The 20350-nt window shown below is 72.7% G+C and carries 14 protein-coding genes and 2 pseudogenes; 9 read left to right on the top strand and 7 right to left on the bottom strand.

Annotation, left to right across the window (positions count from 1 at the left end; translation table 11 throughout):
- Nucleotides 1-367: 367 nt before the first annotated feature.
- Nucleotides 368-2245: an ABC transporter ATP-binding protein gene (locus tag N8I87_RS35275; protein WP_263216814.1), complete on the bottom strand. Its 1878-nt coding sequence runs from the start codon at nucleotides 2243-2245 to the stop codon at nucleotides 368-370.
- A gap of 171 nt (nucleotides 2246-2416) precedes the next feature.
- On the opposite strand from N8I87_RS35275, the gene N8I87_RS35270 reads away from it, so the two are divergent.
- From N8I87_RS35270 to N8I87_RS35255, 4 genes are all read left to right on the top strand, one after another.
- Complete coding sequence (locus N8I87_RS35270) at nucleotides 2417-3391, top strand: lysylphosphatidylglycerol synthase transmembrane domain-containing protein (RefSeq protein WP_263214858.1); 975 nt, start codon at nucleotides 2417-2419, stop codon at nucleotides 3389-3391.
- A gap of 64 nt (nucleotides 3392-3455) precedes the next feature.
- A complete protein-coding gene (locus N8I87_RS35265; RefSeq protein WP_263214857.1) occupies nucleotides 3456-4220 on the top strand; it encodes a crotonase/enoyl-CoA hydratase family protein in 765 nt (254 codons plus the stop codon).
- Nucleotides 4221-4495: 275 nt separating this feature from the next.
- Nucleotides 4496-5587 carry a mechanosensitive ion channel family protein gene (locus tag N8I87_RS35260; RefSeq protein ID WP_263214856.1) on the top strand — a complete coding sequence of 364 codons (1092 nt, stop codon included), beginning with the start codon at nucleotides 4496-4498 and terminating at the stop codon, nucleotides 5585-5587.
- Nucleotides 5588-5754: 167 nt separating this feature from the next.
- Nucleotides 5755-7974, top strand: a complete 2220-nt coding sequence (locus tag N8I87_RS35255; protein WP_263214855.1) for an NADP-dependent isocitrate dehydrogenase — start codon at nucleotides 5755-5757, stop codon at nucleotides 7972-7974.
- A 222-nt stretch (nucleotides 7975-8196) separates the two neighbouring features.
- On the opposite strand, the gene N8I87_RS35250 is transcribed toward N8I87_RS35255, so the two are convergent.
- Nucleotides 8197-8538, bottom strand: a complete 342-nt coding sequence (locus N8I87_RS35250) for a DUF5713 family protein (RefSeq protein ID WP_263214854.1) — start codon at nucleotides 8536-8538, stop codon at nucleotides 8197-8199.
- Between the two features lie 83 nt (nucleotides 8539-8621).
- On the opposite strand from N8I87_RS35250, the gene N8I87_RS35245 reads away from it, so the two are divergent.
- A complete protein-coding gene (locus tag N8I87_RS35245) occupies nucleotides 8622-9434 on the top strand; it encodes an N-formylglutamate amidohydrolase (protein WP_263214853.1) in 813 nt (270 codons plus the stop codon).
- A gap of 71 nt (nucleotides 9435-9505) precedes the next feature.
- Nucleotides 9506-10737, top strand: a pseudogene (locus N8I87_RS35240) (cytochrome P450); the annotation flags it as partial.
- A 48-nt stretch (nucleotides 10738-10785) separates the two neighbouring features.
- Here the strand turns inward: N8I87_RS35240 and N8I87_RS35235 are convergent.
- From N8I87_RS35235 to N8I87_RS35225, 3 genes are read right to left on the bottom strand one after another with little or no spacing between them, the layout of a single operon-like run.
- Complete coding sequence (locus N8I87_RS35235; RefSeq protein ID WP_263216813.1) at nucleotides 10786-11310, bottom strand: hypothetical protein; 525 nt, start codon at nucleotides 11308-11310, stop codon at nucleotides 10786-10788.
- A 5-nt stretch (nucleotides 11311-11315) separates the two neighbouring features.
- Nucleotides 11316-11918, bottom strand: coding sequence for an RNA polymerase sigma factor (locus N8I87_RS35230; protein WP_263214852.1), 603 nt, complete (start codon nucleotides 11916-11918; stop codon nucleotides 11316-11318).
- A gap of 35 nt (nucleotides 11919-11953) precedes the next feature.
- A complete protein-coding gene (locus N8I87_RS35225) occupies nucleotides 11954-13390 on the bottom strand; it encodes a S8/S53 family peptidase (protein WP_263214850.1) in 1437 nt (478 codons plus the stop codon).
- A gap of 171 nt (nucleotides 13391-13561) precedes the next feature.
- Here N8I87_RS35225 and N8I87_RS35220 point away from each other — a divergent pair.
- Nucleotides 13562-16127 (top strand): annotated as a pseudogene (locus N8I87_RS35220) (CHAT domain-containing protein).
- A 93-nt stretch (nucleotides 16128-16220) separates the two neighbouring features.
- On the opposite strand, the gene N8I87_RS35215 reads toward N8I87_RS35220, so the two are convergent.
- Nucleotides 16221-18023, bottom strand: coding sequence for a LuxR family transcriptional regulator AbsR2 (locus N8I87_RS35215; protein WP_263214849.1), 1803 nt, complete (start codon nucleotides 18021-18023; stop codon nucleotides 16221-16223).
- A gap of 76 nt (nucleotides 18024-18099) precedes the next feature.
- On the opposite strand from N8I87_RS35215, the gene absR1 reads away from it, so the two are divergent.
- Nucleotides 18100-19185, top strand: a complete 1086-nt coding sequence (absR1, locus tag N8I87_RS35210) for a beta-glucuronidase AbsR1 (RefSeq protein ID WP_263214847.1) — start codon at nucleotides 18100-18102, stop codon at nucleotides 19183-19185.
- A 119-nt stretch (nucleotides 19186-19304) separates the two neighbouring features.
- Here the strand turns inward: absR1 and N8I87_RS35205 are convergent, their stop codons facing one another.
- Nucleotides 19305-19745, bottom strand: a complete 441-nt coding sequence (locus N8I87_RS35205) for a GNAT family N-acetyltransferase (protein ID WP_263214845.1) — start codon at nucleotides 19743-19745, stop codon at nucleotides 19305-19307.
- A 106-nt stretch (nucleotides 19746-19851) separates the two neighbouring features.
- Between N8I87_RS35205 and N8I87_RS35200 the strand changes: the two genes are divergently transcribed.
- On the top strand, nucleotides 19852-20208 hold the full coding sequence (locus N8I87_RS35200; RefSeq protein WP_263214844.1) for a hypothetical protein: 357 nt from the start codon (nucleotides 19852-19854) through the stop codon (nucleotides 20206-20208).
- Nucleotides 20209-20350: the final 142 nt, after the last annotated feature.

The raw sequence follows: 20350 nt of genomic DNA, 5'->3' as shown, positions 1-20350 counted from the left end.
CGGTTTCCGCGTCCATGGACGTGGCAGAAGAGCCGCTCGTCGCGGGTGGGGGCGCCCGGCCGAAGCCAGTGGGACACGTCCGCGGCCGGCACGATCCGTCCGTCGGCCGCTCGGCGGCGGCAGGCCGGCCAGGGCATCCGCGCGTGGCGCCGTGCCTGGGCCTGGGCCTTCATGGGAGTCGACCGGCACACGGTCGGCCTGGTGGGTACCGACCGGCTACGGCTTGCACCTCGACGGAGCGGCTGTCCGAGCGGGCGCCGGGCGACACGGCAGGGCACTGCCACGAGTGTGCGGCCCCGTCCGAGGCGCCCAACGAGCTGCAGGCCCGCATCCGTTACGGCGCGGGCCGGCTCGACCCGGTTGCCGTTCAGGGCGTCGTGACCTCCGCGGCCTGCTTCTCGAACTGGGTGCGGTGCAGTTCCGCGTAGCGGCCGCCGGCCGCCAGGAGCTCCTCGTGCGTGCCCCGCTCCACGATGCGGCCGGCCTCGACGACCAGGATCACGTCCGCCGCTCGGACCGTGGACAGGCGGTGGGCGATGACGACGGCGGTCCGATCGGCCAGCGCCTCGGTCAGGGCCTCCTGGACGGCCGCCTCCGAGGTGTTGTCCAGATGGGCGGTGGCCTCGTCGAGGATGACGACGCGCTGGCGGGCCAGCAGCAGGCGGGAGATGGTCATGCGCTGGCGCTCGCCCCCGGAGAGGCGGTAGCCGCGTTCCCCGACCACCGTGTCCAGGCCGTCGGGCAGGGACCGTACGACGTCGTCGAGGCGGGCGCGGCCGAGTGCCTCCCACAGTTCCTCGTCGGTGGCCGTGGGGCGGGCCAGCAGGAGGTTGGCGCGGACGGAGTCGTGGAAGAGGTGGCCGTCCTGGGTGACCATGCCGAGGGTGGCGCGCAGCGCGGCGGCGCTCAGATCGCGTACGTCGGTGCCGCCGAGGCGGACGGCGCCCTCGTCGACGTCGTACAGGCGCGGGAGCAGGGCGGCGATCGTGGACTTCCCGGCGCCGGAGGAACCGACCAGGGCGACCGTCTGCCCGGGTTCGGCGCGGAAGGAGACCCCGTGCAGGACCTCGGCGCCACCGCGGGTGTCGAGGGTGGCGACCTCCTCCAGGGAGGCCAGGGAGACCTTGTCGGCGGACGGGTAGCCGAAGCGGACGTCCTCGAACTCGACCGCCACCGGCCCCTCGGGCACTTCCTCCGGGTCCGGTCGCTCCTCGATCAGCGGCTTCAGGTCGAGCACCTCGAAGACCCGCTCGAAGCTGACCATCGCGCTCATCACCTCGACGCGGGCCCCGGCGAGCGCGGTGAGCGGCGCGTACAGCCGGGTCAGCAGCAGCGCCAGCGACACGACCGCGCCCGGTTGCAGGCTGCCGCGCAGGGCGTACCAGCCGCCCAGGCCGTACACCAGGGCGAGGGCCAGCGAGGACACCAGGGTCAGCGCGGTCATGAACACCGTCTGGGCGGTCGCCGTACGGATGCCGATGTCCCTCACCCGGGCGGCGCGGGCCGCGAACTCGGCCGACTCCTCCTCCGGGCGGCCGAACAGCTTGACCAGGGTGGCGCCGGGGGCCGAGAAGCGCTCGGTCATCCGGGTGCCCATCGCCGCGTTGAGCGCCGCCGCCTCCCGCTGCATACGGGCCATCCGGCTGCCCATCCGGCGCGCGGGGATCACGAACACCGGGAGCAGCACCAGCGCCAGCAGCGTGATCTGCCAGGACAGGGTGAGCATGACGACCAGGGTGAGCAGCAGCGTGACCACATTGCTGACCACGCCCGAGAGCGTGTTGCTGAACGCCCGCTGCGCGCCGATCACATCGTTGTTGAGACGACTGACGAGCGCTCCCGTACGAGTGCGTGTGAAGAACGCGACCGGCATGCGCTGCACATGATCGAACACAGCCGTCCGGAGGTCCAGGATGAGTCCCTCCCCGAGCGTCGCCGACAGCCGCCGGCCGAGAATGCCGAGCGCCGCCTCGGCCACCGCGATCAGCGCGATGAGCAGCGCGAGGCGGACGACCCTGCCCGGCTCGCCGTGCGACACGATCGCGTCCACGACGCGTCCGGCGAGCACGGGGGTCGCGACGGCGAGCAGCGCGGTCACCACGCCGAGCAGCACGAACCACACGATGCGGCGGCGGTGCGGGCGGGCGAACGCGGCGATGCGGCGCAGCGTGGCCCGCGCGAACGGGCGGCGCTCCTGCTGGGCGGTCATCACGCTGTGCAGCTGTGTCCAGGCTGTGGTCTCCATGCTCATGGGAGAGAACGTAAGACCTCAAGCTTCGTTGAGGTCAATGCCCGATGGACATCCCCCCGCTCTAAGGCCCCGATGACTCTCCCCCCTCAGCCGCTTTCCGTCCGTAAGCCGCCGTCCGCGATTCGGCCACCCGCCGTTGGCACGGCACGGAAAACCTCTCCGGATGTGACAGCGGTACAACTTCCCCAGCTCCCCCAGGGACGGTTCCCCCGACGCGTCCCCGTCCGCCAGGTCCTGTGCCTGGTGCCGCTCGTGCTCGTCACCGTGGCCGCGGTGCGGCACCGCTCCGTGCTCGCCGAGGGTTTCGGTCATCTGCGGACGGCCTCCTGGCCGTGGCTGCTGGCGGCGGGCGGTGCCACCTGTCTGACCTGGGTGGCCGCCGCGATCACCCGGCAGGGCGCGGTGGTGCAGGCGCTGCCGAAACGGCGGCTGCTGGCCACGCAGTTCGCGGCGGGCGCGGCGAACCACCTGCTGCCCACCGGGCTGGGCGCGAGCGCCGTGAATCTGCGGTTCATGACGGTGTGCGGCGTTCCGCTCGCCCGTTCCTCGTCGGCGCTCGCGCTGTATCTCCTGGCGGAGAGCGTCGGCCGGCTGTCCCTGCTGGCGGCCCTGCTGATCGCCTTTCCGGACGCGCTGCGGCTCGGCACCCTGCTGCCGCACGGGACCCTGGGCCCGCTGCTCCTCGGCGCCGGTGCCCTGCTGCTGGTCGCGGCGTGCGCGCTCATGTTCGTACGACGGCTGCGCAGGGCCGTGCACTCCTTCCTGCGCACCGCGCTGGGCGAGGCCCGGTCGGTGCACGCCCGGCCCACCCGGGCGCTGGCCCTGTGGGGCGGCTCCCTGGCGTTTCCCGCGCTGCAGGCCGCCGGTCTCGCCGCGGTGGGGCAGGCCCTCGGGCTGCCGGTGCCGCCCGCCCACATGGCGCTGGCGTATCTGGCCGCGACGGTCGCGGTGGCGCTGGTGCCCACCCCGGGCGGCCTCGGTTCCGTGGAGGCGGCGCTGATCGTGGCGCTGGTGGCGGCGGGCGGCCCGGCGGCGGTCGCCACCGCGGTGGTGCTCGCCTACCGGATCATCACGGTCTGGGTGCCGCTGGTACCGGGTGCCCTGACGCTGGGCGCGCTGGTGCGGCTGAAGGTCATCTGAGGCAGAGTGCTCCTTCGACCCGAGGGGGCGTCCGAGGGCGGCGCCCGAGGAAGGAGCGTCACCCGTGCCCGTACGTCTGGAGCGCAAGGATCACATCACCACGGTCGTGCTGTCCCGGCCGGAGGTCCGCAACGCCGTGGACGGCCCGACGGCGGCGGAACTCGCCGCGGCCTTCCGGGCCTTCGAGGCCGACGACAACGCCCGGGTGGCGGTGCTGTGGGGTGAGGGCGGCACGTTCTGCGCGGGCGCGGACCTGAAGGCGATGGGCACGGACCGGGGCAACCGGGTGGCGGAGGACGGCGACGGACCGATGGGCCCGACCCGGCTGCGGCTGTCCAAGCCGGTGATCGCGGCGGTCGCCGGGCACGCCGTCGCCGGGGGTCTGGAACTCGCCCTGTGGTGTGATCTCAGGGTCGCGGAGGAGGACGCGGTGTTCGGCGTGTACTGCCGCCGCTGGGGCGTCCCGCTCATCGACGGCGGCACGGTACGGCTGCCCCGGCTGATCGGCACCTCCCGGGCGATGGACATGATCCTCACCGGCCGCCCGGTACCGGCCCGGGAGGCGTACGACATCGGGCTGGCCAACCGGCTCGTGCCCACGGGCCGGGCCCGCCAGGAGGCGGAGGAGCTGGCGGCGGCGGTCGCCCGCTTCCCCCAGGCGTGCCTGCGCGGCGACCGGGCCTCGGTCCTCGACCAGGACGGGCTGGACGGGCCGACGGCGATGCGGGGTGAACTCCGGTACGGAACGGACGTCCTGGCGGAGGCGTTGGAGGGCGCGGCACGGTTCGCCGGGGGTACGGGACGGCACGGTTCGTTCACTGAGTTGTGAGTTGTGAGTTGTGAGCTGCGATCTGCGGGATGCGGGTGTTGCGAACCCGGTGCCGATGACGCTCCGTTCGGGACGGGTCGTCTGCTCCTCGGTGCCGGACGGGGTGCGAACTCCCGTGCCGGATACGGCAGGATGAGCGGTCGCGCCGGTCGACGACGCCGTACGGCCCGGTGCGACCGCACATCCCCGCAACGAGCAGGTGACATCGTGACGAGACTTCACATCCGGCCGTCGGCGGCCCCGTCCGCCGCAGCTTCCCGACCCGGAGGTGACCAGTGAACCGTGCGCTGACCCTGGACGATCTGATCCTCGCCGGCGTCGCCCTGGCGGCCGGTCTGCTGGCGGCCTTCCTGTCGCGCACGCTGCTGCGCTGGCTGGCCAAGCACGCCAAGCGGACCCGCTGGAGCGGCGACGACGTGATGGTGGACGCGCTGCGCACCGTCGTGCCCTGGGCGGCGATCGCGGGCGGTGCGGCCGCCGCGGCGGCGGTGCTGCCGCTGACCAGAACGGTCCAGCACCACACCAACCAGATCCTCCAGGTGCTGCTCATCTTCGCGGTGACCGTGTCGGCGGCCCGGGTGATCGCCGGTCTGGTGCAGTCGGTCACCCAGTCCCGCTCCGGCGTCGCCGGTTCGGCCACGATCTTCGTCAACATCACCCGGGTGCTGGTGATGGCGATCGGCTTCCTGGTGGTGCTGCAGACGCTGGGCATCTCCATAGCGCCCCTGCTCACCGCCCTGGGTGTCGGTGGTCTGGCGGTCGCGCTGGCCCTCCAGGACACCCTCGCCAATCTCTTCGCGGGCATCCACATCCTCGCCTCCAAGACCGTCCAGCCGGGCGACTACATCCGGCTGAGCAGCGGCGAGGAGGGGTACGTCGTGGACATCAACTGGCGTCAGACGACCGTCCGCCAGCTCTCCAACAACCTGGTGGTCGTCCCCAACGGGGAGCTCGCGAAGACGAACATGACCAACTTCACCCGGCCCGAGCAGCGGCTGACCATCCTGGTGCAGGTGGGCGTGAGCTACGACAGCGATCTCGACCAGGTCGAGCGCGTCACGACCGAGGTCATCGCCGAGACGATGACCGAGATCACCGGCGCACTGCCGGACCACGAGCCCGCCATCCGCTTCCACACCTTCGGGGACTCCCGGATCGGCTTCACGGTGATCCTCGGCGTGGGCGAGTTCAGCGACCAGTACCGGATCAAGCACGAGTTCATCAAGCGCCTGCACCGCCGCTACCGCGAGGAGGGCATCCGCATCCCGTCCCCCACCCGGACGGTGGCGCTGCAGCAGGGCTCGGTGGTCATTCCGCAGCAGCGCAACGCCGACGACCTGACATCGAGCCCGGCCGCCTTCGAGTAGCGGCCGGGAGGCTCGCGGGGTCCGTGGGGCGGTGACCGTACGCTCCGAAGCGGCATGGCTCCTCTCCCGGACCCCGATCTTTCGAGTCGCGGGCCCCTGTCGAGTCGGGGGCGGTCACGAGATATCTTGATGTCGAGCAATGTTGCAGACGTGGAGCGGAGCACCCGGTGACTGACTCGACCATCATCTACACCTACACAGACGAGGCCCCGGCCCTGGCGACGCATTCGTTCCTGCCGGTGATCCAGGCGTATGCCTCGCAGGCCGGTGTCGCGGTCGACACCCGCGACATCTCACTGGCCGGGCGCATCATCGCCGTGTTCCCGGAGTACCTGAACGAGGACCAGCGCATCCCCGACGCGCTGTCCGAGCTGGGCGCGCTGGCCAGGACCCCCGAGGCCAACATCATCAAGCTGCCGAACGTCTCGGCGTCGATCCCGCAGCTCAGGGCCGCCATCGCCGAGCTGCAGGGCAAGGGCTACGCCCTGCCGGACTACCCGGACGACCCGAAGACCGACGAGGAGCGCGAGATCCGCGCCCGCTACGACAAGATCAAGGGCTCCGCGGTCAACCCGGTCCTGCGCGAGGGCAACTCCGACCGCCGCGCCCCCGCCTCGGTCAAGAACTACGCCAAGACCCACCCGCACCGCATGGGCGCCTGGAGCCCCGACTCCAAGACCAACGTGGCGACCATGGACACGGACGACTTCTGCTCCACCGAGAAGTCCGTGGTGATCTCCGAGGCCGGTTCGCTGCGCATCGAGCTCAAGGGCGACGACGGCTCCACCACCGTCCTGCGCGAGTCGGTACCGGTCCTCGAGGGCGAGGTCGTCGACGCCTCCGTGATGCGCGTCGCCGCGCTGCGCGAGTTCCTGACCGCGCAGGTCGCCCGCGCCAAGGCGGAGGGCGTCCTGTTCTCCGTGCACCTGAAGGCCACAATGATGAAGGTCTCCGACCCCATCGTCTTCGGTCACGTGGTGCGCGCCTTCTTCCCGAAGACGTTCGCGAAGTACGGCGAGACGTTCGCCGCGGCCGGTCTGACCCCGAACGACGGTCTGGGCGGCATCCTCAAGGGCGTCGAGGCCCTGCCGGAGGGCGCCGAGATCAAGGCATCCTTCGAGGCCGAGCTCGCCGAGGGCCCGGCCCTGGCGATGGTCGACTCCGACAAGGGCATCACCAACCTGCACGTGCCGTCCGACGTCATCGTCGACGCCTCGATGCCGGCCATGATCCGCACCTCCGGCCACATGTGGGGCCCGGACGGCCAGGAGGCCGACACCCTCGCGGTGCTGCCGGACTCCTCCTACTCCGGTGTCTACCAGGCCGTCATCGAGGACTGCCGGGCCAACGGCGCCTACGACCCGTCCACCATGGGCTCCGTCGCGAACGTCGGTCTGATGGCGCAGAAGGCCGAGGAGTACGGCTCCCACGACAAGACCTTCGAGATCCCGACCACGGGTACCGTCCGCCTGGTCGACCAGGGCGGCAATGTCGTCCTGGAGCAGACCGTCTCCGCCGGCGACATCTTCCGCGCCTGCCAGGCCAAGGACGCCCCGATCAGGGACTGGGTGAAGCTGGCCGTCACCCGCGCCCGCGCCACCGGCGACCCGGCCGTGTTCTGGCTGGACGAGAACCGCGCGCACGACGCCAACCTGATCGCCAAGGTCAAGGCCTACCTGCCGGAGCACGACACGGAGGGCCTGGACATCCGCATCCTGTCCCCCGTCGAGGCCACCAAGCTGTCGGTGGAGCGCATCCGCCGCGGTGAGAACACCATCTCGGTGACCGGCAACGTCCTGCGTGACTACCTCACCGACCTCTTCCCCATCCTGGAGCTGGGCACCAGCGCCAAGATGCTGTCGGTCGTCCCGCTGATGGCGGGCGGCGGCCTGTTCGAGACGGGCGCCGGCGGTTCCGCACCGAAGCACGTCCAGCAGCTGCTCAAGGAGAACTACCTGCGCTGGGACTCGCTCGGTGAGTTCTTCGCCCTGGTCCCGGCCCTCGAGCAGTACGGCAAGACCACCGGCAACGCCCGCGCCCAGGTCCTCGCCGACACCCTCGACCGCGCCACGGCGACCTTCCTCAACGAGGACAAGTCCCCGACCCGTCGCGTCGGCGGCATCGACAACCGCGGCAGCCACTTCTACCTGTCCCTGTACTGGGCGCAGGAGCTGGCCCGGCAGACCGACGACGCCGACCTGGCCAAGGCCTTCGCCCCGATCGCCGAGACGCTCGCCGCCAACGAGCAGAAGATCGTCGACGAGCTGATCGCCGTCCAGGGCTCCCCGGCCGACATCGGCGGCTACTACAAGCCGGAGAAGGCCAAGGCGGACGCGATCATGCGCCCGTCGGCCACGTGGAACGAGGCGCTCGCGTCCCTGAGCTGACGCGTCACGCCTGCGGCCCACCAGCCGCCCCTGTAAGGAACCCCGCCCCGGTCGGCACCCCCGACCGGGGCGGGGGCATTTCCAGGCGGGGCCGGGGGCTGCGCGGGCGGCTGGGCCCCGGCCCAGGAAGTGCGGGACAGCAATGGCGAATCCGCCGAGGCACCCGTGTCACGTACCTCAGCGTCAGCCGACCGGCTCCGGGTGATCGCCCCTGGGAGAGGCTCACCAGTCCCGCGTCGCGATCAGCTCCTCCACATCCGCGTCGGCGAAGCCGTACGCGTCGGCGACGAACCCGAAGTCCTCGGCTATCTCCTCGCGGGCCACGGTCTCGATGTCGCTGTCGGCCGCCTCGAACTCGGCCTGCAGGTCGTTGAACTCGTTGGTGGCCGCCTGGGTCAGGACGTACAGCGCGGCCAGGTCCGCCGGACACTCCGTCTCGATGCGCTCGCACAGGCGCAGCAGGATCTCCCTGCCCCGGTCCACCACCCGGTCGGGTAGTGGTCGTCCCGGGTACAGGCCCCGCAGAAACGGATGCGCGATCACCTGCTCGTTGCTGATGGGCATGCGGCCCCCGCCCTCTGGTCGTCGCTCGAATGTGGCACCTTCGATCATGCAGCACGCCACTGACAACGCCCCGGGAGCAGCCCATGACCCCTGCCGCACCGTCCTTCGAGCTCCTGCCCGGTGCCGAGAACTCCCCGGTGATCCTTCATGTGCCGCACTCCGCACGGGAGATACCGGCCGACGTGCGCGAGGGCATCGTGCTGGACGACGCGGCGCTGGAGCGGGAGCTCGACCACATCGTCGACGCGCACACGGCCGAGATCGCACGGGCCGCGGCGGAGCTGGCCGGTGCCACCCCCTGGCGGTTCGTCAACCGGCTGTCCCGGCTGGTCGTCGACCCCGAGCGGTTCCCGGACGAGCGGGAGGAGATGCGCTCCGTCGGGATGGGCGCCGTCTACACCCGGACCACACACCGCGCTCCCCTGCGCCGCGAGGACACCGACCCCGAGCCGCTGCTCGACCGCTGTTTCCGGCCGTACGCGCGGGCGATGACCGAGGCGGTGCGCGACCGGCTCGCCGCCACCGGACGGGCCGTCGTGATCGACGTCCACTCCTACCCCACCGAGCGGCTGCCCTACGAGCTGCACGGCGCGGGCCCACGGCCGCCGGTCTGTGTGGGCACCGACGCCTTCCACACGCCGACCGGGCTCGCGGAACTGGCCCGCGAGGCGTTCGCCGGGTGCGGGGAGACGGGACTCGACAGCCCCTTCAGCGGGGCTTACGTACCACTGGAGTTCTACGGGAAGGACCCGCGGGTCGGGGCGCTGATGGTGGAGATCCGCCGGGACACGTACATGACGGAGCCCGGCGGTCCTGCCGGGCCGGGGCTGTCCCGGCTCGCGTCGGCGCTGGCCGCCCTGGTCGACGGCGTGGACGGCGTCGCCGTCGGCGGCTGACTCCTCGTGCCGCACTCCTCCTGGAGCACTCCTGCAGGACAGGCGCCGACCCCCGTACCAGGGTGGAGGGCATGACGGAGGACACCGGCACGCAGCGGGGCACGGTCATCGGCCGGGCGGCGCCGCCCGTGCGGGACTGGCCCGCCCTCGACCTGTCGGGGACGGAGTTCGACCCGGTCCTCGCGGAGCTCATGCGCAAGGGCCCGCTGACCCGGATCCACCTTCCGTTCGGCGACGGCTGGGCGTGGCTGGCCACCCGCTACGAGGACATCAGGGCGATCACCGCCGATCCGCGGTTCAGTCGCGCCGAGGCGACCCGGCGTCAGGTGACCCGGCTGGCCCCACACTTCAAGCCGCGCCCGGGTTCGCTGGCGTTCGCCGACCAGCCCGACCACAACCGGCTGCCGGGGCCCATCACCGGAGCGTTCACGTCGGCGGCGATGCGGCGACTGCGGCCCCGCGCGCGGGAGATCCTCGACGAGATCATGGACGGGGTCGTACGGGACGAGCCACCGGCCGATCTGATCGAGCGGGTGCTGGAGCCCTTTCCGATCGCCGTGGTCAGCGAGGTCATGGGCGTGCCCGCCGCCGACCGGGAGCGGGTGCACGGCTGGACGCGGCGGATCATCTCCACCTCCGGTGGGGCCGAGGCCGCCGACCGGGCGAAGAACGGCCTGTACGGGTGGATCACCGAGACGATCCGGGCCCGCGCCGACCACACCGACGACTCGGTGTACTCGCTGCTCGGCGCCGCGGTGGCCCGGGGCGGGATCGGCGAGGAGGAGGCGGCCGGCCTCGCGGGTCCGCTGCAGATCGGGGTGAGGCGGTCACCCACAACTGCGGCCAGATGCTGTTCCTGATGCTCACCCGCGCCGAATTGCTGGAGCGGATGCGTACGCGTCCCGAAGCGCGCACCGCCGTCCTCGACGAGCTGCTGCGCTACATCCCGCACCGCAGCACCGTGGGCCTGGCCCGTATCGCCCTGGAGGACGTCGATGTGCGGGGCGTGCGGATCGGCGCGGGCGAGCCGGTGTACATGTCCTGTCTGGCCGCCAATCGCGACCCGGAGGTCTTCCCCGACCCGGACCGCATCGACCCCGACCGCGATCCGAACCCGCACCTCGCCTTCGGCAACGGCCCGCACCACTGCACCGGCGCCGTCCTCGGCAGGCTGCAGACCGAACTGCTGATCGACGCAGCACTGGACCGCCTGCCGGGCCTGCGTCTGGCGGTCCGGGCCGACGCGGTGACCTGGCGCCGCAAGACGATGATCCGTGGCCCGCGGACCCTGCCGGTCACCTGGCGGGAACCGCGGACCCTACGGCAGGGTCCGCGGATGGGGCGGGCAGGGTCAGGCCCTGAGCCACTCCGTCACGATGACGTTTCCACCGGTGCGCAGGCGCAGGGCGAACGGACCCGCGGGGGGTGTTTCGCTGGTGAAGCGGCCCATCGCGTCCACCGGGACCTGGGCCGCCGTCTGGAGGCCGCCGAGCACCTCGATCCGCGCCTGCTGGGGCGGCAGCACCTGTCCCATCAGACCCGCGCCGGTGACCTCGACGTCGACGGTCAACTCGCCCGCGCAGAAGGTCAGCATCCGCGGCGGGTCCGTCGCCCCCCTCACCGGGATCGCGTCGACCAGGGAGTCGAAGGTCAGCTCGGCGATGCCGGCATCGAGGTCGTGCAACGCATAGGCCTCGATGGCCAGTTGGCGCAGCTCGGCCGGAACCGGGTCCAGTATCGCGGCCGCCTGGCGCAGTTCCTCCTCCAGGAGTCCGGCATCGAACTCGGCGTCGAACTCCGCATCCGCGAACGCCTCGTCCGGAGCAAGACCGTCGTCGCCCCCGCCGTTCAGCTCACCGCTCATGTCGTCGTTCATCCCGCTCACCGTGCCCCCCGTGCGTCCAGTCGCGCCCTCAGCCTGCGCAGACAGCGCTGACGCAGCGGTCCGATGCTGCCCACCGCGATGCCCAGCGCGGCGGACACCTCGACATAGCTAGGCGGTGGCGAGGCCATCAGGACCCGCAGCAACTGCCTGCAGCGCTCGCCGAGTTCCTCGAACTCCTGCCACAGCCACCGGATGCGCTCGGCCTCCGCGGCCTCCTCCTCGGAGTCGATCAGCGACTGCTCGGGCGTACGGTCCTCGCTGACCCGGTCCAGCACCTGCGGATCGTCGGTCGGCATCAGCCGCGTCAGGCCCCTGATCACCTTCAGGCACTCGTGCCGCGCCGTGCTGGCCAGCCAGGACCCCGCCTTGTCGGGTTCCCGGATCCGGCCGAGGTGCTGCGCGAAGCGGAACCACACGGTCTGGTACACCTCGTGGCCGTCGGCGTCCGAGAGCCGGTGCGCGCGCACGACCGACCACACCAGCGGGCTCAACCCCTCAACGAGCGCCTTCCAGGCAGCCGCGTCACCGTCGACGGCGGCAGACTGGACCAACGCGCCGACCTCTGATCGGTCCACGGCCTCACCCCTCGTGTACGGCATGTCATCGTACGCCGTGGAGGGGAGGGTTCCGGCCCTCACGCGGGAGGTGCCAGTCGTACGACGGGGACCGGGCGCCAGGTCGCCGGGCGCAGGGCCGGTACGTGCGCCCCGCGCACTTCCGCGTACTCGGTGTTGTTCTCCAGGAGTTGTTTGCGCGCCGCGCGCGGGTCGCGCTCCTTGTGCGCCGTCATCTGGGCGGCGACGAGCCCCGCCGCGACCGGAGTGGCGAACGACGTTCCGCTCCACTGCGCGAACCCCTCGAACATCACCTGGTCCGGCTTGGCCGAGGTGCTCTCCCGCGCCTCGCTCAACACGCCGGTGTGGCGCGGGGACTGGCAGGTACAGGCATAGGTGAAGCCGAACCGGCAGGCGTCGTAGGTGGAGTGCTGGTAGACATACGGCACGGGTACGTCGAAGCCGGTGAGGGAGCTGGTGAGGCGCTCGCCGGGGGCGTAGACCTTCACCCAGGAGCCGTGGTTGCTGAAGCAGGCGCCGAACTCGCCGTCGCCGCGCAGTGCTCCGACCGACAGGACGGCGTCCTCGTAGTCGGGCAGGGAGGCGTAGGCGGCGGGCCAGAACGGGGTGGCGCTGCCGTTGTTGCCGGCCGCGGCGACCAACAGGGTGCCCTGGGCGCGCAGTTCCCGCATGAAGGCGTCGATGCCGAGCAGACCGTCGGTGCGGCCGTTGGAGGTGCCCGCGGAGAGGCTGATGATGTCGGGCCAGCCGCCCCGGTCGACGGCCTCGAAGAGCTTGGTGCCGAAGTCCGACTCCAGGATGGCGCCCGCGTCGTTGAGGGTGTTGCGGACGGTGACGTCGGTGTTGGGCGCCACGGCCGCGACGAGCCCGGCGATGAACGTGCCGTGGCCGACGTACTGCTGGAGGACACCCGCCTCGTCGGTCTCCCTGATCTGGCCGTCGCCTCCGGTGTGGGTGAGCAGCGGGTAGGACCGGTAGTCGCGCATAAGGCCGGTGTCGATGACGAGGACTCCGACGGCGGTGTCCTCGTCGTACGGCGTTTCGGCCGTCGCCGGGTTCGGTGGCTGGGTGAGTGGTGCGGGTACTGGTTCGTCGCCCGGACAGGCATTGACCGCGATCGAGACCACATGGTTGCGGCTGATCAGCCGGTGCCCCCGGCGTCCCTCCGCCTCGCGCATGGCCCGCAGCGCGTGCCCGACCGCCCGGTCGCCGCTGCGGTCGCCGTGGCCGGGGTCGCCGACCTGGATGCGGGTGATGCCCGTCCGGTTCTCCGCCGGGCCCGCCCGGCGCACATGGTCCGCGACCAGGCCGGTGGTCTCCGTGAAGTGCGCGCGCACGGTGTCCTCGACGGCCCGTGCCTCTTCACCGTCGCGGGCCAGCACGACGCCCTTTTCGTAGAAGAACTCGGCGGAGTCGTCCGGCCCCATCGCCAGGGGGACATCGGGCATGGAGCGCTGGATCTGGTCGAACTGCTCGTGGAATCGCTGAGGTGCCATGGCGTGTCCTCCCACTGGTGCGGCGGTCGTCAGTCAGAGCGGCGGAACCACCGATTGATACAGCCGACGAGGACCGGACCAAACCCGTATGACATGTAGGACGGGTATCCGAAGACCACTAACATCCGAGGGGTGACAGCGGGAAGCGACTCGGTTCTCGAACTGCTGCCGATGGTGTTCGCCGCTCCCAACGAGGCGCTGGCGAGGGCGGAGCTGGTGCTCGACGCCGATCCGCCGCCGTTGCACGCCTCCGTCGCACACCAGGTGATCGGCATCTGGCAGCGGGACTTCGGCGACATGCGCATCGCCCTGCGCCATCTGTGGCGCGCCCGCGACCTCGCCGCGCGCGCTCAGACGCCGGACCGGGAGGCGGACGTCCTCGCCACGCTGGGGGTCGCACTGGTGCATGCGGGGCGCACACGGCAGGGTCTTTCGGCGTTCGAGCGCGGGGTCGCGCGCGGGAGCGGACACACCCGGGCCCGAGTGCTGTACCGCCGCGCCTACGTCTGGTGGGTACTGGGTCACCACCGGGAGGCACTGGAGGACGTACGCCGCGCCATACCCGTCCTGCGGCAGGCGGACGACGTCATCTGGACGGCACGGGCGCTGACCCTGCGGGCGACGGTGCATCTGGCGCTCGGCGCGGTGGACCGGGCCGACGCCGACTTCACCTCGGCCGAGCGGCTGTGGGACACCACGGGCCAGGAGCACGACAAGGCCGACGCGGTGGAGAGCCGAGGTCTGACGGCGTTCCGGTCGGGTGACATTCCCGCGGCGCTGCGGCTGCTGGACGAGGCCGAGGAGCGGTACGCCAAGCTCGGCACGCCCACCTTCATGCTCTACATCCGGCGCTGCGAGGTGCTGATGGCCGCCGGGCTGGCCCCGGAGGCGCTGGCCGAGGCGGACGCGGCGATCGGGGTGCTCGACGAGATCGGCGGGCAGTCCACCCGCAAGGCAGAACTGCTGCTCGCCGCCGCGCGGGCCGCCCGGTCGGCCGGGGACCCGCACACCGCCATCGCCCGGGCCGCCGTCGCCGTACGGCTGTTCGCCGGGCAGCGGCGCACCTGGTGGGAGACGCACGCACGGCTGGTGCTGATCGAGGCCCGGGTGGCCGCGGGGCGCAGTTCGGGGCGGCTGGTCGCCGACGCGGCCGCGGTCGCCGAGCGGTTGGCGTCCTTCGGTTCGCCCTACGCCCCGGAGGCCTCGCTGCTCGCGGGCCGGATCGCGCTGTCCCTTGGCTGGACGGCGGACGCGGAGCGGCATCTGGCCGTGGCCGCGCGCAGCAGACGCGGCGGGCCGCCGCTGGCCCGGATGACGGGATGGGCCGCGCAGGCGCTGCGGGCGCGGGCGGCGGGTTCCGGGCGGGGGTCCTGGAGGCCTGCTTGCGCGCGGTCTGGACGTCCTCGACGACCATCGGATGACGCTGGGCGCCTCGGAGCTCAGGGCCCGGGCCACCGCGCAGGGTGCGGAACTCGCCGCACTGGCCCAGCAGGCCAGTCTCGCCCAGGGCGGTCCGCGGCGGCTGCTGGTGTGGAGCGAGCGCTGGCGGGCCACGGTGCTGTCCGCGCCGCCCACCCGGCCGCCCGCCGATCCGGCGCTGCTGAGCGGTCTGACCGCGTTCCGGGAGATCGCGGCCCGTGCGGAGGCCGCCCGTATGGACGGCCGCCCGGTGCCCGCCCTGGAGCGCGAACAGCGGCGCCTGGAACGGGAGATCCGTTCCCGCACCCATCACATCCACGGCGACGCGCCCGGCTACGGGGACCGTTTCGACCCCGGCCGGCTCCTCGACCGGCTCGGTGACGGGCGGCTGGTGGAACTCGCGGTGCTCGACGGGCGGGTGCATGTGCTGCTGTGCGGGCAGGGGCGGGTACGGCGGTTCGACGGCGGGGCGCTGGCGGAGGCGGTGGCCGAGGCCGAGCATGTCCAGGCGGGGCTGCGGCGCCTGGCGCATCCGGGGGCGGAGGGCCGGTTGCCGCTGGTCGAGGCGGCCGGGCGGCGGCTGGAGGAGCTGCTGCTGGGCGGGGCCGTGCCGCACCTCGGTTCCGGGCCGGTCGTGGTGGTGCCGCCGGGTGCGTTGCACCGCGTGCCCTGGGCGCTGCTGCCCTCGTTGCGGGACCGGGTGCTCAGTGTGTCCCCGTCGGCGGGCAGTTGGCTGCGCGCCCGGGAGACGGAGCCGCCGCTTGGCGGGGCCCATGTCCTGGTGCGCGGGCCGGGGCTGGCCACCGGCGGCGCCGAAGTGCCCGAACTGGCCGACCGGTACGGCACCGCGAGGGTCCTGGAGTACGACGACGCGCAGGTGCCCCGGGTGCTGGAGGAGCTGGACGGCGCCGCGCTGGCCCATATCGCGGCGCACGGCACGTTCCGGGCGGACAGCCCCCTGTTCTCCTCGCTGCGGATGGCCGACGGCCCGCTGATCGTGCATGACTTCGAGCGTCTCGACCGCAGCCCGTACCGGATCATCCTGTCCAGCTGCGACACCGCCCGGCTCGCCTCGGTCGGCGCCGATGAGCTGCTCGGTCTGGTCACGGCACTGCTGCCGCTGGGCACGGCCGGGGTGGTGGCGAGCAGCGCACCGGTCAACGACGCCGCGGTGGTGCCGTTGATGCTCGCCCTGCACAAGGGCCTGAGCGCCGGCCTCTCCCTGGCCGAGGCCCTCCGCGACGCCCGCTTCGCACTGCCCGGCGACGCGGTGCACCAGGCGACGGGCTGGGCGTTCGCGGCGTTCGGGGCGGCATGAGGCCGTTCGCGGCTTTCGGGACGGCGCGAGGCGAGGGGCGGACGAGACGCACCACCCGCCACCGGGCTCGCGCCCACCCGCCCCGGGCAAGCCTCAGGCCGACTCGGTGGCCGGCAGGTCGACCAGCCAGGGCAGGGCGCCGCGGTCGGCCGCACCGAGACGGGCGTAGGCGCCGTAGAGGTGGTTGCCGACGGTGCGGATCGACAGGGTCAGCTGTTCGGCGATCTGGCGGTTGCTCAGCCCGGCTGCCGCGAGGGTGACGATCTGCCGCTGCCGGGCGGTGAGTTCGCCGAGGACCAGGCCTGCCAGGGCCGGGGTGCGGGCACCCTGGCAGCGGCGGGCGAGGGCGACCGCGCGGGTGCGGGAGGTGCGGGCGGCACGCGGGTCGCGGTGCGCGCGTACGGCCTGGGCATGCGCCTCGGCCGCGAACAGCAGGAAGCCGCGCTCCTCCAGGACCTCGGCGGCACGGTCCAGCGCGGCACCGTCCCCGCGGGCCAGCGCGTCGGCATGGCGGGCGAACACCCCGCCGGCCGGCAGCCGTCCGGCGGCCCGCTCGGGCGTGCCGAGCCGTACGGCGTCGTAGCGGGCGTACACGTCGTCCCCGGCGGCCGCCCGCGCGGCGTCGTCGACGTCACCCCGGGCCACGGTCGCCTCGTCCGCTCCCGTGACCTCGCCCAACTGCGCGGAAGCCCGGGCGAGTTCACCGCGGCAGGACACGTCGTCCGGCACCCACCGCAGCCCCTCCCTCGCCCAGGCCGCCGCCTCCCGCAGCTCCCCCCTGAGCCGCGTGTACCGGGCGCGTACGGCCGCGTAGCCGGCCGGCACCGGCGCGCCCTCCTCCGCCAGCCACTCCCCCACGGGCGCCGGCGTCCCCCGTACGTCCATGTCCTCCATCCCCCGGGCCAGCGCGTCCCGTTCGGCCTCCAGGGCCGCCCGGCACTGCTGCGGTGTGCGGGCCAGCCGTCGGGCCCGCAGCCGTCCGGCGGCGGCCCGCAGTGCCGGGCCGTGCAGGGGGTGGGTCAGGTGGGCGGCACCCCGGTCGTTCACCCGGATCAGGCCGTCCGCCTCCAGGCGTTCCAGGGCCGCGAGGTCTAGGTCGTCCAGCCGCGGTGGCACGGGTCCGGCGAAGGCGAGGCGTTCCAGGGTCTCCCGCTCCTCGGGACCACGGCGGTCCAGGACCGGGGCGGTGCGCTCGCGCACGGTGGGGGTCACCGGGAGCGGCCCCCGCCACGCCCATTCGTCCGTGTCCGGTACGCGGGTCAGCAGCCCGGACTCGCGCACCGCGCCCAGCAGATCGCGCAGCAGCCGCAGGTCGCCCAGGCAAACCCGGTGCAGCCGGTTCACGGTGAGCCGCTCCAGGGCGCAGCCCAGGGCGAGCAGCCGGGCCGTGTCCTCGCGGGGCAGCGGCTCCAGGGCCAGCCGCGGCAGAAGTTCACCCCTCCACAGCCGGGACACCGCGCCGGGCACCGGGGCGCCGTCCGCGGCGACCACGACCAGACGGGTACGGCCGTGCACGGCGAGCTGGTGGACCAGGGCGGCGGAGGCCTCGTCGAGCAGATGGGCGTCGTCCACCACGAGCAGTCGTACGCCGGACAGGATGTGCACCGCACGGTGCAGCGAGACCGACTCGGGCAACAGGTGCGCGAACGCGGCGAAGGACAGCCCATGGGACTCGGGCGTCCCGGTCACCCGGGCCCCGTCGGTGCCGCGCAGGGCCTCCGTGACGAGCCGGGTCTTGCCGCAGCCCGCCGGCCCGGTCACCACGATGCCGTGGCGTCCCGCGGTCAAGGACCGGCGGATCAGCTCCAGTTCGTCCTCCCGGCCGGTGAACGGCCAGGGCAGTTCCAGGGTCTTCGCGTCCTGTGCGTAAGTCGTCACGACATCAAGAGCCCGCATACTCACTCCTGATACAGGGGGACTTGAGCAGCCCTCGACTCAGGCGCCGGGACAGGGCCGGCGGCAGGCTGGGCGCATGACCCAGCGCTACTGCTCGCTCGCGCAGCAGTCGGCCCCGTCCTTTCCACCGGGGCTGGCCGCCGAACGCCTGAGCGCGCTGCTGAGCGGAAGCCGGATGTGGGTCAACGGCACGGTTCTGCACTACTACTTCTTCGACTCCGACGCCGACGCCTCGGTGATCCCCGTCCCGGGGACCGGGGAGACCCGCCGGATTTCGTGGGCGGGCGCGAAGGAGCAGCAGGACGTCGTGCGCGAGTGCTTCCAGGAGTGGCGGGACCTCGGCATCGGGGTGTCGTTCGCCGAGGTCTCCGACCGCCGCGAGGCGGAGTTCAGGATCGGGTTCCAGATCGGTGACGGTTCCTGGTCGACGGTGGGCCGGGACGCGCTCTCGACCGGTCTGAACGAACGCACCATGAACCTGGGCTGGGACCTGACCGCGCCCGGACAGCGCGGCACGGCCCTGCACGAGATCGGGCACGCGCTCGGCATGCTGCACGAGCACCAGAGCCCCTTCGCCGGCATCCACTGGGACGACGAGGCCGTGTACGCCGATCTGGCGGGGCCCCCGAACCACTGGAGCCGGGACAGGACGTTCCACAACATCCTGCGCAAGCTGGATCCGGCCGAGGTCAACGGCTCGGTGTGGGACCCGCAGTCGATCATGGAGTACCCCTTCTCGTCGGGGCTGATCCTGGAGCCGGAGCAGTTCCGCGGGGGGCTGCACCCGCCCGGGACGCTGTCCCCGGCCGACAAGGAGTTCGTGCTGCGCTGGTACCCGCCGGCGGACCGGCCCCGGCCGGCCGCACTGGTGCCGTTCCGCTCGGTGCCGCTGCGCCTCGGCCCGGGCGAGCAGGCCGACTTCGCCGTCGAGCCGCCGGAGACCCGTGAGTACACGGTGGGCACCTTCGGGGACGGAGACGGTGTGGTCGTGGTCTTCGAGGAGCGCGACGGCGAGCCGCGCTACCTCTGCGGCCGGGACGACGGGGGCGCACCGCACAACGCGACGATCGAGGTACGGCTCGTCAGGGGCCGCCGCTATGTCGTCCGCGTCCGCCAGTACTCCACGTGGGGTTCGGGCGAGACGGCCGTCATGTGCTGGTGACAGCACAGGCCGCGACGCGGATGTCCGGGCCACAGTCCGGCGCCGGGGGAGCGGTCCGAGGACGTCACCTTCGGGGGAGGGGGACGTCCTCGGCCGCACGGCGCCTCGCGGGCGCCCGCCTACAGGGCCCGGCTGAAGACCACCCGAGGCTGACCGGGCCCGTTGTACGCCTCCTCCACCCGTACGTCGAAACCGAGACCGCGGTGGAAGGCGACCGAGCCCTCGTTGCCGACCGTCGTGATCGCCTTCAGACGGACGGCACCCTGTAGACGGGCCGCGTCTGTGAAGGCCCCGTACAGGGCGCGGCCCAGGCCGGTGCCCCGGACGTCGTCGCGGGTGGCGACCAGGTGCACGTAACCGGTGCGGTCCGGGGTGACGAAGCCGATGAGGTATCCGCGGATGCCGTCCTCGTCGCGCGCGACGAGGCAGGTGGACCCGAACTCGTGCACCAGCGCCGGCAGGTGCAGCCCGCGCAGATCGCGCCCGCCCCAGTAGCGGGAGTGGTCCGCGAGGACCTGCTGGATGTCCGTGATGTCGGCGGGCGTGATGCGCGGGGCCATGGTGCCGATCATGTCAGGCCGGCGGCCCACGGTGTCCGAGTTGCCGTACGGGAGGCGGCGCGGTGCGCTGGAAGCGGGCCGATGTGTGCGGAAGGAGCCGGATCCCATGGCGGACGACCCACGCCCCGGGGCCCGTGCGGTGCCGGGAGCCGTGCCCGAGACGTTCGTGTTCGCGTGCCGGGACTGCCGATACGTGTGGCAGGCCGTCTTCCAGGTGGTGTTCTTCACCGACCCGACCTCGCTGGACACACAGGAGTACGTCGATGAGGCCGGACGGCCCGTACGGTCGCCGCTCGACGACGCGGTCTGCCCGCTCTGCCGCGGGCGGAACGTCCAGGTCACGACGCCCGAACTCATCGGCCGCGCCGGATCGCGGGGGGACGACCGGCACAGGCACCGGCACCGCTTCCACCTCCGCCATCGCCGTCGGGGCGGGCCCGGGAAGGGAAAGGGCTCCACCTGAGCGCCCGCGGTGGGCTGAGCACCCGCGGAAGGCCGAGCATCCGCGAAGGGCTGCGCACGTGAGCAGGTCCGGGCGCCCGCGGACCGCTTCACCCGAACGGCCCGGTGCGCTGGTCGGCCGCCGGGAGCGGTGGTGGCGTGGA

Origin of the sequence: Streptomyces sp. HUAS 15-9 (assembly GCF_025642155.1) — a bacterium.
Classification (GTDB): Bacteria; Actinomycetota; Actinomycetes; order Streptomycetales; family Streptomycetaceae; genus Streptomyces.
The sequence above is the reverse complement of the archived record's forward strand: the minus strand, read 5'-3'. Positions and strand labels throughout refer to the sequence as shown.

Excerpts from the sequence above, each read along its gene's own strand:
- N8I87_RS35275 (WP_263216814.1), bottom strand. The coding sequence starts at position 2,245 with ATGGAGACCACAGCCTGGACACAGCTGCACAGCGTGATGACCGCCCAG.
- N8I87_RS35250 (WP_263214854.1), bottom strand. The coding sequence starts at position 8,538 with ATGCCCATCAGCAACGAGCAGGTGATCGCGCATCCGTTTCTGCGGGGC.
- N8I87_RS35245 (WP_263214853.1), top strand. The coding sequence starts at position 8,622 with ATGACCCCTGCCGCACCGTCCTTCGAGCTCCTGCCCGGTGCCGAGAAC.
- N8I87_RS35235 (WP_263216813.1), bottom strand. The coding sequence starts at position 11,310 with ATGAACGACGACATGAGCGGTGAGCTGAACGGCGGGGGCGACGACGGT.
- N8I87_RS35230 (WP_263214852.1), bottom strand. The coding sequence starts at position 11,918 with ATGCCGTACACGAGGGGTGAGGCCGTGGACCGATCAGAGGTCGGCGCG.
- N8I87_RS35225 (WP_263214850.1), bottom strand. The coding sequence starts at position 13,390 with ATGGCACCTCAGCGATTCCACGAGCAGTTCGACCAGATCCAGCGCTCC.
- N8I87_RS35215 (WP_263214849.1), bottom strand. The coding sequence starts at position 18,023 with ATGCGGGCTCTTGATGTCGTGACGACTTACGCACAGGACGCGAAGACC.
- absR1 (WP_263214847.1), top strand. The coding sequence starts at position 18,100 with ATGACCCAGCGCTACTGCTCGCTCGCGCAGCAGTCGGCCCCGTCCTTT.
- N8I87_RS35205 (WP_263214845.1), bottom strand. The coding sequence starts at position 19,745 with ATGGCCCCGCGCATCACGCCCGCCGACATCACGGACATCCAGCAGGTC.
- N8I87_RS35200 (WP_263214844.1), top strand. The coding sequence starts at position 19,852 with ATGGCGGACGACCCACGCCCCGGGGCCCGTGCGGTGCCGGGAGCCGTG.